Here is a 13156-nt window from a genome sequence, read left to right as displayed (position 1 = left end):
TCAAGACAACCTGATTACTATCAGTAAGGAGAGATTATGAATGACGATTGACGATATGTACACGTACCTTGACCGTGGACAACGTGAGAAGGTAGACAACCTAACAGGTGAAGCCCGTGTAAGACTAATCGAACAGACTTATCAGCGACAACGTCAACGAGAGTGTGACAGGGAACTTCACCGTCAACGTGAGTTTATCCGATACCAGAACTGTGACGGCATGGCCTATCAGGAAGCCGTTGAAGTAACCCGTTCAAGGCAAGCAAATGCGCTAGCTAAAGGATTGAAAGCAAGGGCAAAGCCCCAAGAATCGACACAGACCACCTTAAAGGCTTCACTGTCACCTACTGATCAACGCTTCAACAACATGCTCATTGCTAAACAATCCCTTCTTCACGCTTACCAACGACAAGGAGTCCTGTAATGACAGTCATACAAGACAACAGCCATGATCTCATCAAGTCGGTGCAGGTTTACCTAAGAGAATTCAACAGAGACTTACACGACGTCAAAGTGACAGCTGCTAGGTTCAGCCCTTGCGGTTCCGACATCATAGCGCAGTACAACATACAGCGTATGGTCAAAGTCACTAACCCATTCGGTGAAGTTGTATCACAAAAGACAATTAACCAACCGGAATCAGTAGCGATACCAGTACAAGACTTTCAACTGGCTTTGTTGGTTCACCTAACAGCTATGCTTCACAAGTTTTAACCTTTCATCACCCGATAGGCTGTAGCTCGACCAATCCCGAGCTTTTCAGCAGCTTTAGTCACAGACAGACCTTCTGTCTTCATCACTCCCTCTATTTCCTCCTTCGTCACAGTGTTAGCTGGTCTACCCATATGGACACCTTTAGCTCTAGCTGCCGCCATACCCTCTGTGCGGCGTTCTGCGATCAGTTCACGTTCCATCTGAGCCACACTAGCAAGGATACCCAGTACGCCCTTCTGAGCGGCTGTCATAGCCCCGTAGAAATGCATACCCTCCTTATGGAAGTGAACCCCAACACCTTGACCTGTCAGCTTCTCCACCAGCTCCACCGCGTCACCAGCACCACTACGACACACACGGTCAAGACTGTGGATGTGAAGAGTGTCACCTTCTCTCAGGTAGTCCAGACAAGCTGCAAGCTGAGGACGGTCAATAGTCTTAGCAGATACCTTCTCACTGAACAGCTTATCGACCTTCACACCAGCCAGCTGGCGATCAGTCTTCTGGTCTACCGTAGACACCCTGACGTAACCAACTTGCTTACCAGCAGGTACAACAGTCTCAGAAGTCGTCTCAGCCTCGTTATCACCTACACAGGTACTCAGAAAAGCGCAGGCATTCATGAAAGCGCCTTTGTTCTTGGTAGCCATGACAGCCTCCAGCTGTAACGTGGTTGTCTCATCAGCAATCGCTTCAATGTCTGTGCGTAGTGCTTCGATCTCAGCCTTGCCAGCTTTCGCTGTTAGGTTAGCGTTAGCGATGTCACTGATTGTCTGCTGTAGTGGGTACATGTCTTGTTGATTCCGTCTCATAAGTTCTTAGTATGAAGAGACTATACCGTCTCTAATGTGGCATTTCAATCTTTAGAGACGATTTTCTTCACAGTCTCAAAAGGAATACTAATGAGACGCATCAACTGACTTGTATAAGGAAGGCTTCACAGTGTTGGCGGTACAGGTAAGATGGGTTGATGAATGACACCCTCTTCTATGTGTACAGCATAGGCTTCACTGGACAGGACGTTATAGTGTGACGTTATCACTGCACCTTCATCACCTAAATTCTTGTAAATCCCATGTACTTTTCTTCATATTTTAGGATTGCAAGCAATTAAGCGCGTGGACAATACCCCTTGCCAAACACCTAGACCTTGTAACTACATATTTCTCAGGTACGAAAAAGGCCACCGTAAAAGATGACCTTTCTGAATTTTGGGGAAAAGTTGAAATCGAGAAAGTTCTAGGACTTCGCGCTGTCAACTATAGCCTTGTCAATTGCTCGCAAAGCATCAATCATTTCAGCATTAGCATCAGGAGAGACCTCGACTTTCTTCCCACTACTCAGGTCTAGAGCATAGTAATTAGTCACCGTAGGCTCTTGTGGTTTAAGGTCTTTTATCTCTTCAGAAGTCCACCCACGATCCACATCAAGAGTGAACTCTGAAACCAAGTCACCGTCAGCTGTCAGCTCTCTAAGATGATAGCAGTCATTCTTACGTGACCACTTAACATACTCCCATACTCTCCCTTTATACTTGATCTTGTTACCGTCTACTGCTAAGTGATACCCAACCTTTCGAAGCAGCTCATTTAACAGATCTGGTTCATCTAGCATCTCACTACCAGAAATTAGCGCATCTGCATATGACGTTTCAGCTGGGTTTCTAAGTTGTAGGAGTAAGTTAGATTCCTCTTCCTGAAGCTCTTCCAGTTCACCTTCCAACTTAGAAACAATCTTTTGAGTTCGCTTTGAACCAGCAGCAACCAATTCAATGAGGTTGTCGATACGTTCCTCAAGTTCAGAGATCCTACCTTTAACAACTGTCAGTTCTTGTTCTGCTTCCTGACTCTGTGAATTGTCTTGAATATGTTGTACAGCTTCACCAAACGTCTCATAACGTATCCAATCTAGCACCTGCACAGGTATCGTTTTACCGTTAGTACACTTGTCTTTACGTTTGTTAGCTACACTGCACAGCATTGCATCACGCGAATGCTTGTTTGTACGCATTGAGAAGTTACCACCACAGCAACCACACTTCACAAGACCACACAAGAAGTGACCTGAACGTGGTGACTGAGATTTGCCGTCTGCTCTTCTAGCCAGTTCCTTTTGCGTCTGGTAGAAGAGGTAATCTGGTATCGCTGCTGGGTATGCGTCAGGTATATCATTCCAGTAACCGATAGATGTCTTGTTACGGAGCCAACGTTTGACTGTAGCAGGATCTGTCGTTCCAAACTTCTCAGGTTGGACTTCACGTAACCTTGCAAGAATTCGTCTTTCACCAAGTCCTGACAAGTACCACTTGAATACATCGTTCAGCAGTTGCTTATCTTCTTCAGTGATAAGGTCATAGCGTTCAGTTTCTTCATTCCATGTGATCCACCAAGGTGCTTTACGCTTCACCCCTTTACCAGATTCAGCATCTTTACGCTTCTTCACCCAAGCAGCACTTACACGCTCAGAAAGTTGCTTAGAATGTTGATGTGACATCTGAACCTTGCCAGCAAGTAAGTAAAGCAGACCGCCATTCGCTGCTAGTGCTTCGTTACTGTACTCTTGCCCATCCTGCAAGGTGATCACCTTCACCCCATGCTTAAGAATGTTGTGTAGGAGCGATATCATCTCAAGCTCAGGCAAACGCCCTAGCCTATCCATAGCTTCAACAAGGATATAATCACCAGCTTTGATGTGTTCTGCTTCGATAGCCTCTAGAAGCTTCCCTAGATCGTTTTCAAGGTGTTTACCCTTGTAGCCTGACAAACCCAAGTCTTGATACTGAAGGCTGCTCAGTTCGACTTCTGGGTGGCTTTTAAGGTAGTCATTAATCAGCTTCTGCTGTCGCTCAAGGGATGAGCCCTTCTGCTGAATGGAAGAACTAAAACGGATGTAGGGTATGGCGTGTGGCATATCAGTTCCAATCTGAAAGAGATTAAAATGGATGATATGAAAAGGGATAATTGATTGCAACAGAAAAGCTTACATTGTGATATTAGCTGTTGAAATCAATGTACTGTTCCAATAATGAGACTAACAGGCATTAAAAAAGCCGCTGTAATCAGCGACTTTTCTTCGAAATTGCGCGAAGTATAACAGAATACGTGACTTACATCACTGATAAATTTTAAGCAACTTATCTCACGTCTCTGCCACTTTAAAACCTGCTAGCGGCGAGGTTTTCGGTTTCTCGACTGGCGGCTTTTATACGATGACGCGGCTTTTGCTTGAGAGGCCAAAATAGATTCAACAGTGAGTTCCATTGGCTCCCTCGGCGTAATGCCAACGGCAAAAGTACGCTGACGAGGCGGGATCTCACGCTCTTCCGCTGTTGGGCGTGGCATACGCTTGAAACGAGACAAATAGAACGCTTCTAGTTTTTCCCTCGCCCACTCCGTTTTGCGTAGGTATTTTAAACTACTCTCGATAGAGGGGTTGGTATGGAAGCAATTAAAGCGCATTGCCGTATCTAAAATTTCCCAACCGTAGTGGTCAACCAACTCCTTCAACAACGTCTCTAATTTCAGACCATGAAGTGGGTTATTTTGCTGTTCTTCTAACATGAGAGCCCTAATGGATAGTATTTAACGGTACTAGTATATATCGCTTACGGGATAAAAAAAGCGGGCTCAAAGCCCGCTTAGTCATTTGTCTTTCAGAACAATCCGGCTCGGATTATTCCCAATCAAGGATTACCTTGCCAGACATACCAGAACGCATCACGTCGAAGCCTTCTTGGAAATCATCAATCTTGTAGTGGTGAGTGATGATTGGCGATAGATCCAGACCAGATTGGATCAGGCTTGCCATCTTGTACCACGTTTCGAACATTTCGCGACCGTAGATACCCTTGATGATAAGACCTTTGAAGATCACCTGGTTCCAATCGATACCCATGTCTGATGGTGGAATACCCAGTAGCGCGATCTTACCGCCGTGGTTCATGCAAGAAAGCATGCTGTTGAACGCTGATGGCACACCAGACATTTCAAGACCAACATCGAAGCCTTCTGTCATGCCTAGATCAGCCATCACATCTTCTAGCTTCTCTTCAGCAACGTTGACGGCGCGAGTCACACCCATCTGACGAGCAAGGTCTAGACGGTATTCGTTAACGTCAGTGATAACAACGTGGCGAGCACCAACGTGTTTTGCAACAGCTGCTGCCATGATACCGATTGGGCCTGCACCTGTGATCAGCACATCTTCACCAACTAGGTCGAAAGAAAGCGCGGTGTGTACTGCGTTACCAAACGGGTCAAAGATTGAAGCTAGATCGTCAGAGATACCTTCTGGGATCTTAAATGCATTGAATGCAGGAATAACAAGGTACTCAGCAAATGCACCGTCACGGTTAACACCAACACCCGTTGTGTTACGGCATAGGTGAGTACGACCGCCACGACAGTTACGACAGTGACCACAAGTGATGTGACCTTCGCCTGAAACACGGTCGCCGATTTCAAAACCGCGAACTTCTTGGCCGATACCAACAACTTCACCTACGTACTCGTGACCCACAACCATAGGTACAGGAATCGTCTTCTGTGACCATTCGTCCCAGTTGTAGATGTGTACGTCAGTACCACAAATAGCGGTTTTCTTAATGCGGATAAGCAGATCGTTGTGACCAAGTTCAGGTTTATCAACCTCGGTCATCCAAATGCCTTCTTCAGGCTGCAGTTTAGACAGTGCTTTAATTTTCATTTTGTTATTCCTACTTCAGGGTGATATTCCACAGGCCGACTTATTCATCCACCCGCCTGTGGCCCTTAGAATTCAATGTAATAGCAACTAAGCGAACTTAGATGATACCCATGTCTTTACCAACTTCAATAAACGCGTCAATCGCCTTATCTAGTTGTTCACGAGAGTGTGCTGCAGACATCTGAGTACGGATACGCGCTTGGCCTTTTGGTACTACTGGGAACGAGAAACCGATAACGTAAATGCCTTTCTCTAGTGCGCGCTCAGCGAACTCAGCCGCTACTTTTGCATCACCAAGCATAATTGGGATGATAGCGTGGTCAGCACCACCCATTGTGAAACCAGCACCTTCCATACGTGCACGGAAGTGAGCCGCGTTTTCCCATAGGTGGTCACGTAGGTCACCGCTCTCTTCAAGTAGGTCAAGTACGCGGATAGATGCGTTAACAATTGCTGGTGCAACTGAGTTAGAGAACAGGTATGGACGAGAGCGCTGACGTAGCCAGTCAATCACTTCTTTCTTACCAGAAGTGTAACCACCTGAAGCACCACCCATCGCTTTACCTAGGGTACCTGTGATGATGTCGATACGGTCGACCACGTCGTGGAACTCGTGTGTACCAGCACCCGTTTTACCCATGAAGCCAACAGCGTGAGAATCATCAACCATAACTAGTGCGCCGTACTTGTCAGCAAGGTCACAAATAGCTGGTAGGTTAGCAACCACACCGTCCATAGAGAATACACCGTCAGTTACGATCAGTGTGTGACGTGCGCCTGCTTCTTTAGCAGCGATAAGTTGCTGCTCTAGCTCTTCCATGTTGTTGTTGGAGTAGCGGAAGCGCATTGCTTTACACAGGCGAACACCATCAATGATAGATGCGTGGTTTAGTGCGTCAGAGATGATGGCATCTTCTTTACCAAGAATGGTTTCGAACAGACCCGCGTTCGCATCAAAGCAAGAGGTGTAAAGAATCGTGTCTTCTTTACCTAGGAAGTTTGAAAGCTTTTGCTCAAGCTCTTTGTGGATGTCTTGAGTACCACAAATGAAACGTACAGATGCCATACCAAAACCGTGGTCTTCCATACCCGCTTTACCTGCTTCAATCAGGGCTGGGTGGTTAGCTAGACCAAGGTAGTTGTTCGCACAGAAGTTCAGAACCTCTTCACCAGTAGAGATTTTAACCGCAGCTTTTTGCTGAGATGTAATAATGCGTTCTGACTTGTAAAGACCTTCAGCCTTCACTTCTTCAATTTGCTGGTTAATTTGTTCATAAAAAGCGGCAGACATGATGTTCCTCTCAATATTATTGTATGTTGAGACCTAACTGCTGAATCAGGCAAAATCCATATAAACAGATTAGGTTATTTGCCTGAAAAAATGTTCGTTTCTCAGGATCTTTGAACTGCAAGCATTCTAATCTAAGGCAAATCAGACTATTATCCCCTCTCCTGGAAAAGGACTATTGAATTATGGACACAAATAAACTAATTGCCCTTATGCCGGAGCTTGCCGCATTCAAAATTGTGGTTGATGAAGGCAGCTTTACTGCCGCCGCAAAAAAGCTTGGCGTCACGCCTTCTGCGCTGAGTAAACAGCTATCGAAACTGGAACATACGCTCTCAACAAAATTGCTTGAGCGTACAACACGAAAGCTGGTTATTACCGAGTCTGGAAAGGGGATTTACAACCAATGCTCTGCATTACTTGAAGCCACAAAACAGATAGTGGAATTCACCAGTTCTGAGCACGAAATTCCTTCTGGCTCATTAACGGTTGCAGCACCAAAAGCCTTTTTAAGCATTGTACTTCAACCACTTGTGAAACCTTTCCTCGATAAGTACCCCGATATTGAGCTCAAGCTAAAAGCGTCTGACGGCGAGATTGACCTGATATCTGAAGGCATTGACATTGTCTTTCGCCTGACTGAAAAGCCAAGTGAAGGCCAGGTGCTTAAGTTGATGGGGAAAGTGAGTTTGACCCTCTGCGCCAGTCCAAATTACCTTGCGAATAGAGGGATACCAATCCACCCTAACGACCTCACAAAACATGACTGTTTATACCTCGGAGAAACAGCAACAGACCATATTTGGGACTTTGAAAAGGGTGATGAAAATCACACCATTGCCGTAAAAGGCCGGTATGCAGTTAACCACTCCCAAATGCGTTTAAGAGGGGTTTTGGACGATCTGGGCATCGGAATTTTTCCTGATTTTGTGATCAAGCAAGCATTGGCAGATGGCTCAGTTACTCAAGTTTTAAGCGATTGGACCATTCGCGGTAACTACCACGGTGATATTGCGCTTCAATATGCCCAAACAAAATTCATGCCTGCACGCCTTCGCGTCTTTATTGACTATGTAGAAGAGCATCTTGCGAAATACACGGTCAACTAGGACCTGCTGAACTTTTTAGCTGATTTTTGCAGTCATTCACCCCTTCTCGCGTTGAATGATTGCAATTCTTCTATACTGAACTAACAGCACCGCTGTTCCATAACGATATCAGCACCAAGGTTTCACTCACATTTGATCCAATCAGACAGGCAAGTCGTTAGTTATTGGCATAACGTATCGGTCTCATGCGCAACGATACGCGACACTTTCATGGCAAATAATGCCTTTGTATGCCGGCCTTACTAGCAGTAAGTAAGGGGATGACAATGATGGTTGGGTTAACGCGTTTCCTATTTATAACTTCTACTGTGCTTGTCACAGTAGCAACTTCTACACTCAGTTATGCCTATCCTCCAGGGTCTATTCACTGGAACCACAGGAGCATCCTTTTCTTCGCGCCGGAGAAAGATCAGCACGTCAATAATTTCATCAAGCAAAGCTTAATGCACAATTGCGAACTGAAAGAACGGGATATCAAAACCATCGTCATTACCCATGATGGTTTCAAAAAACCTGCCAATGCGTTTACTCAGGAAGAAATCAAACACCTTACAACCAAATACAACATTACATCCGACAGCCATACCGCAATCCTGATTGGCAAAGATGGTCTTGAAAAGCACCGTTGGGGAGAAGAGACCAACTGGCATTACCTCAACCAACTCATTGACAACATGCCCTTACGAAAAAAAGAGATGGCCAGCCAATCTTCGAGCCGCTGCTCAATCTAGCTGATGGTTTACTTACCGCATACAAACTGAAAAAGCATAGTAAACTCGACTCATAACGAGATATAGCTTCAACCTTGTGCTACGCCCCCCACTACGCCTCAAAAATTTGCAATGGGAGGATTTTCTTCATACCGAAAACCAGTATGGTGTGCTTACGTACTTACCTTTGATGGCTATTAGAAAAATGATGAAAGTACCTTACCTTTACCACGGACAAGATGCCTTTTGGGTCACCCCACAACAAGACCAGTTATTGCTCAGCCTTGCCAGTGATGCAGACATGCTGATCTCAACCATTTTTGTTCGTTGCGAACCAGACAATGAAGAAAGTCTCATCGACATGGAGCGGGGAGAGCTGAACGGAAAATTGCAATTTTGGCATGCCAAACTGCCTTTAAACCAAGATAAAGCGATCACCCATTACTGCTTCAAAGTCATGCAAAATAGCCGCCAATGGTGGCTACATGGTAAGGGGATTAGCCCCCGGATGCCCGGGCGTGAATATCATTTCAAGTACAATAGCCAGCATCAGCCTCCGGCTTGGGTCAAAAGCCAGGTGTTCTACCAAATCTTTCCGGATCGCTTCTGCAATAGCGACCCTAGCCTCAACGTAAAATCTAACGAATACTACCTACAAGGAACAAAGCGCCCCACCATTGCGATGGAATGGGGAGAAAAGGTTTCCGATCACGGTAAAAATGGACCGAATGAATTCTTTGGTGGGGATCTCGCAGGTATCCACGATAAGTTTGACTATCTACAAAAGCTGGGTATTACGGCACTCTACCTCAACCCAATTTTCAAAGCGCCGAGTAACCATAAGTACGATACCTCGGACTACCAGACTATCGACCCACATCTCGGCACCAATGAGCAGTTTGCCCACATGGTTGAGGATTTGCATGACAGAGGCATGAAGATCATGCTGGATGCGGTGTACAACCATACTTCGGTTGATCATCACTGGTTTGATAAGTACAGCAAAAACAGTGATAACGGACTTGAAACCAAAGGAGCCTATGGCAATCCTGACTCTCCTTATCGTGACTACTACCAGTTCGATGGCGACGGTAATGACTATATCGGTTGGAACGGTATCTCTACCCTGCCAAAATTGAACTTCTCTAACCCTGAAGTTCAAGACTATATCTATGCCGGTGACGAGGCGGTTATCAAAACCTGGCTTCGCCCACCGTATAATATTGATGCATGGCGCTTCGATGTGATCCACATGCTGGGTGAAGGCGCTGGTGCTAAAAACAATGCGCATTATGTCAAAGCCTTCCGCGACGCTGCCAAAAGCGTGAACCCAGATTGCTATGTGCTCGGGGAGCACTTCTTTGAGGCCACCAGCTGGCTTCAAGGCGATCAAGAAGACGGAGCCATGAACTACTACGGCTTCGCCCATCCTATCCGCGCATTTTTCGCCAACAAAGACATTGCCTACCACAACATTCAGATTGAGGCTGAAGAGCTGGTAGATTGGCTTAATGAAGCCCGCAGCAAAGTGCCTTGGCTTAACCAGCTGTCGCAGCTAAACCAACTTGATAGCCATGACACGATGCGTTTTCTCACCATGCTGGATGGCGATAAAGAAACCATGCAATTGGCATTAATGATGCTGTTCAGCTACGTTGGCGCCCCATGCATCTACTACGGTACCGAGGTATCACTTGAAGGCGGGCAAGATCCCGATAACCGTCGCTGCTTCCCATGGGAGCGTACGGAAACACCTCACACCACTTTTGATTATGTTCAGCAGCTTGTTGAGCTACGAAAAACTCGCCCATCCCTGCAAGAGGGCAGTATCCAGTGGCTGTTCGCCGAGCATAAGCACTTCGGTTTTGCCCGTACCCTTAACGGAGAAACCACCCTTTGCTTAATCAACAACGGCTCTCAAGCCAAAACCTTAGAAGTACCGGTTTGGCAGTTGGGGATCGAGCAAGGCCAGCTGACTGATCTACTAAACCAAGACGAATGGTCAGTAAAAGATGGCGTGCTTTCCATCACCCTAGCCAGTAAAGAAGGCTTGTTATTGGCCCATTAATCACCCAATAGCCGCTACAAACATATAGCCCCTCATAAAGAGGGGCTAAAAAGCACTGACTTTACGCTTTTCCCTACTTACGACGTCTTAACCCCAGCCCCAATAAGCTCATGCAAAATAACCCTAAAGTCGCTGGCTCAGGTACGGCTGTAATTACACGGATCCAGTCGCCGGGTTCACGTACTCTCATGTTGACTCGAAGCGTGTTATCGTTGAGTAGCTCGTAGGAGTCCCTTCTTTCAAATCCGCGATTACGGAAACTACCCGGATAAATCGTATCAGGGTGCCCCAAATAATTTGAAATATCCTCACGATTACCATTGCGCTGAGAAATCACACCAAGGATCAAACCGTCAAATACCCAGTCAACATTATGATGGGTGATCCTCTGTCGACCGTCACTGTTTAAGAAAATCATATGGCTACTCACACTCGTACCAGCCGAAATGCTGCCGCCATCCACCTCGAGTAGCTGGGTTAATAGGACATTTTGCCTCTCATCAAACCCTTGCTGAGCAGTATTCTCTTGTCCCGGATTGTCATCAACCACGGAACCTGGTGCCATGGTAAGGATCTCAGCATTACCTCCAGCCGATGATGGACCAGCCTCGGAAACCGACAACAAAGCAGCATTAACTGTCGCTGGTATCCACATTATGAAGAGTAAAGTTGTAAAAGTTAGTTTTTTCATTCTTTGCCCTTAATCACAACCTAGTTGTCTATATACCCAAGCAAATTTCCAGCCAAATGTATTTATTCTTTATAATCAGCGAAATAAAACTGACCAGTTACTATCATGCTGCAAAAGTGTAAAAAAGCCTGACACCTAATCCGGTTAATGAAACCACTTACCAATCAATGCACTGCATTTCTTATCTAGAAAAAATAAGTCCTTCAAAATATTGCTTTCAGTGATAACCATTCGCTAAAACATTGAAGCAGGTCACCTTTCCGCTACGCGCTAGATCACATAATTAACTCATTAATTTTACTAGGATAAAAACCACGCAAACGTTACACTCACCGCCATAAAAATACTATAACAACTGGGTTACATCTCGTTAATTACGGGGCGGCCCACCTCTTCCCTAACGTGAAAGGTCCTAAGTAAAGATGAGTCCGGAAAAATATCTTCTCGACTGGCAAACCAGCCAAACCAACGCTGAATCTATCTCACCACTTCTAGGCCAACTCTATCGCCAAAAAGGCGTTGAAGTTCTTATCTTCGGTCGCCAAATTGTTAACGCATCGGTTATCGACATCATTAAAGCTCACCGTGTTGCCCGTCGCTACACAGGCAGCGAGCTATCTCCAGGTCAAACACTGGCTCTTATCAAAGTATTGAACGAGTTAGACCTATCTCCATGCCGCATTGATGTTGGCCAGCTAGCGCATAGCTACTGGAGCAGCAACGATGACGAAGCAAGCGTTAGCGATTTCCTACAAACGGCCCTGTTAGAGTCGTTGAACAGCACCCAATCGCTTGAAAGCCGTGATGTTGTACTTTATGGCTTTGGCCGTATCGGCCGTTTGCTTGCCCGCCTGCTGATTGAGAAAAGCGGTCAGGGCTACCCGCTACGTCTAAAAGCTATCGTGGTTCGCGGCGGCAAAGAAGGTGATCTTGAAAAACGTGCCAGCCTACTGCGCCGCGACTCTGTACACGGCCAGTTCAATGGCAGCATTACGGTCGACGAAGACCGCAAGGCAATCATTGTTAATGGTAACTATATCCAAGTGATCTACGCCAGCAGCCCTGCTGAAGTCGACTATACCCAGTATGGTATTAACAATGCACTCGTCGTTGATAATACGGGTATGTGGCGTGACTCAGAAGGTCTTAGCAAGCACCTGGAGTGCAACGGCGCAGCAAAAGTATTGCTAACTGCACCAGGCAAGGGCGACCTGAAAAACGTGGTATTTGGTGTAAACGAGACGGTAATTCAGGACGAAGATACCATCATCTCGGCAGCCAGCTGTACCACCAATGCCATCACTCCGGTGCTCAAAGCCATCAACGATAAGTACGGTATCCACTCTGGCCATATCGAGACCGTGCACTCATTCACCAATGACCAGAACTTGATCGATAACTTCCACAGCGGCGAACGCCGTGGCCGCTCTGCATCATTGAATATGGTATTGACTTCAACCGGTGCAGCGAAAGCCGTATCGAAAGCACTACCAGAGCTTGCGGGTAAACTAACGGGTAACGCAATTCGCGTACCGACACCAAACGTGTCTATGGCGGTTGCTAACCTCAACCTGGGCCAAGATGTCTCTAAAGACGAGCTCAACACTTACCTACGCGAAATTGCCCTTAACTCGCCACTATCTGGCCAGGTGGACTACACCCAGTCGACTGAGATCGTCTCTAGCGATATCGTAGGCTCACGCCATGCCGGTGTGGTTGACGGTGCAGCAACCATTGCCCAAGACCAACGTTGTGTATTGTACATTTGGTACGATAACGAGTTTGGTTACAGCTGCCAGGTTGTTCATTGTATGGAACAAATGATGGGTGTGCGTTACAAAACCTACCCAGAGGTGAAGTAAGCCAATCTGG

At 46.2% G+C, this 13156-nt stretch carries 12 protein-coding genes; 6 read left to right on the top strand and 6 right to left on the bottom strand.

All coding sequences use genetic code 11. The annotated features are described in order from the left end of the window. Positions 1-40 precede the first annotated feature (40 nt). Together C9I98_RS05715 and C9I98_RS05710 are read left to right on the top strand one after the other, a co-directional pair. Complete coding sequence (locus tag C9I98_RS05715) at positions 41-424, top strand: hypothetical protein (protein ID WP_036821528.1); 384 nt, start codon at positions 41-43, stop codon at positions 422-424. Continuing rightward, complete coding sequence (locus C9I98_RS05710; protein WP_036821526.1) at positions 424-714, top strand: hypothetical protein; 291 nt, start codon at positions 424-426, stop codon at positions 712-714. Before C9I98_RS05715 ends, C9I98_RS05710 begins: the two co-directional genes overlap by 1 nt. Here C9I98_RS05710 and C9I98_RS05705 read toward each other — a convergent pair. The 5 genes from C9I98_RS05705 to C9I98_RS05685 all read right to left on the bottom strand — a co-directional run bounded on the left by C9I98_RS05705 (position 711) and on the right by C9I98_RS05685 (position 6709). Next, a complete protein-coding gene (locus tag C9I98_RS05705) occupies positions 711-1526 on the bottom strand; it encodes a recombinase family protein (protein ID WP_245907093.1) in 816 nt (271 codons plus the stop codon). The two genes, C9I98_RS05710 and C9I98_RS05705, sit on opposite strands and share 4 nt — an antisense overlap. Positions 1527-1953: 427 nt before the next feature. Next, positions 1954-3624, bottom strand: a complete 1671-nt coding sequence (locus C9I98_RS05700) for a recombinase family protein (protein WP_051902146.1) — start codon at positions 3622-3624, stop codon at positions 1954-1956. A 254-nt stretch (positions 3625-3878) separates the two neighbouring features. After that, a complete protein-coding gene (locus tag C9I98_RS05695; RefSeq protein WP_036821523.1) occupies positions 3879-4274 on the bottom strand; it encodes a VF530 family protein in 396 nt (131 codons plus the stop codon). A 112-nt stretch (positions 4275-4386) separates the two neighbouring features. Further along, a complete protein-coding gene (gene tdh, locus C9I98_RS05690; protein ID WP_036821520.1) occupies positions 4387-5418 on the bottom strand; it encodes an L-threonine 3-dehydrogenase in 1032 nt (343 codons plus the stop codon). 97 nt (positions 5419-5515) lie between these two features. Beyond that, entirely contained in the window at positions 5516-6709 is a 1194-nt protein-coding gene (locus C9I98_RS05685) for a glycine C-acetyltransferase (RefSeq protein ID WP_036821515.1), read from the bottom strand. Positions 6710-6891: 182 nt separating this feature from the next. On the opposite strand from C9I98_RS05685, the gene C9I98_RS05680 reads away from it, so the two are divergent. From C9I98_RS05680 to malZ, 3 genes are all read left to right on the top strand, one after another. Continuing rightward, positions 6892-7815, top strand: coding sequence for a LysR family transcriptional regulator (locus C9I98_RS05680; RefSeq protein ID WP_036821513.1), 924 nt, complete (start codon positions 6892-6894; stop codon positions 7813-7815). 230 nt (positions 7816-8045) lie between these two features. After that, complete coding sequence (locus C9I98_RS05675; protein WP_342749923.1) at positions 8046-8546, top strand: DUF4174 domain-containing protein; 501 nt, start codon at positions 8046-8048, stop codon at positions 8544-8546. A 187-nt stretch (positions 8547-8733) separates the two neighbouring features. Further along, entirely contained in the window at positions 8734-10593 is a 1860-nt protein-coding gene (malZ, locus tag C9I98_RS05670; RefSeq protein WP_107271690.1) for a maltodextrin glucosidase, read from the top strand. Between the two features lie 73 nt (positions 10594-10666). On the opposite strand, the gene C9I98_RS05665 is transcribed toward malZ, so the two are convergent. Further along, a complete protein-coding gene (locus C9I98_RS05665; protein WP_158262661.1) occupies positions 10667-11158 on the bottom strand; it encodes a PEP-CTERM sorting domain-containing protein in 492 nt (163 codons plus the stop codon). A 548-nt stretch (positions 11159-11706) separates the two neighbouring features. Here C9I98_RS05665 and C9I98_RS05660 point away from each other — a divergent pair. Next, positions 11707-13146, top strand: coding sequence for a glyceraldehyde-3-phosphate dehydrogenase (locus C9I98_RS05660; protein ID WP_107271689.1), 1440 nt, complete (start codon positions 11707-11709; stop codon positions 13144-13146). The last annotated feature ends 10 nt before the right edge of the window (positions 13147-13156 follow it).

The sequence above is a fragment of the Photobacterium sanctipauli genome (genome assembly GCF_003026495.1).
Classification (GTDB): domain Bacteria; phylum Pseudomonadota; class Gammaproteobacteria; order Enterobacterales; family Vibrionaceae; genus Photobacterium; species Photobacterium sanctipauli.
The sequence above is the reverse complement of the archived record's forward strand: the minus strand, read 5'-3'. Positions and strand labels throughout refer to the sequence as shown.

Coding starts and splice junctions, on each gene's coding strand:
- C9I98_RS05710 (WP_036821526.1), top strand. CDS start 424: ATGACAGTCATACAAGACAACAGCCATGATCTCATCAAGTCGGTGCAG.
- C9I98_RS05700 (WP_051902146.1), bottom strand. CDS start 3,624: ATGCCACACGCCATACCCTACATCCGTTTTAGTTCTTCCATTCAGCAG.
- C9I98_RS05660 (WP_107271689.1), top strand. CDS start 11,707: ATGAGTCCGGAAAAATATCTTCTCGACTGGCAAACCAGCCAAACCAAC.
- C9I98_RS05705 (WP_245907093.1), bottom strand. CDS start 1,526: ATGAGACGGAATCAACAAGACATGTACCCACTACAGCAGACAATCAGT.
- C9I98_RS05665 (WP_158262661.1), bottom strand. CDS start 11,158: ATGGCACCAGGTTCCGTGGTTGATGACAATCCGGGACAAGAGAATACT.
- malZ (WP_107271690.1), top strand. CDS start 8,734: ATGAAAGTACCTTACCTTTACCACGGACAAGATGCCTTTTGGGTCACC.
- C9I98_RS05695 (WP_036821523.1), bottom strand. CDS start 4,274: ATGTTAGAAGAACAGCAAAATAACCCACTTCATGGTCTGAAATTAGAG.
- C9I98_RS05685 (WP_036821515.1), bottom strand. CDS start 6,709: ATGTCTGCCGCTTTTTATGAACAAATTAACCAGCAAATTGAAGAAGTG.
- C9I98_RS05675 (WP_342749923.1), top strand. CDS start 8,046: ATGCCGGCCTTACTAGCAGTAAGTAAGGGGATGACAATGATGGTTGGG.
- C9I98_RS05680 (WP_036821513.1), top strand. CDS start 6,892: ATGGACACAAATAAACTAATTGCCCTTATGCCGGAGCTTGCCGCATTC.
- tdh (WP_036821520.1), bottom strand. CDS start 5,418: ATGAAAATTAAAGCACTGTCTAAACTGCAGCCTGAAGAAGGCATTTGG.
- C9I98_RS05715 (WP_036821528.1), top strand. CDS start 41: ATGACGATTGACGATATGTACACGTACCTTGACCGTGGACAACGTGAG.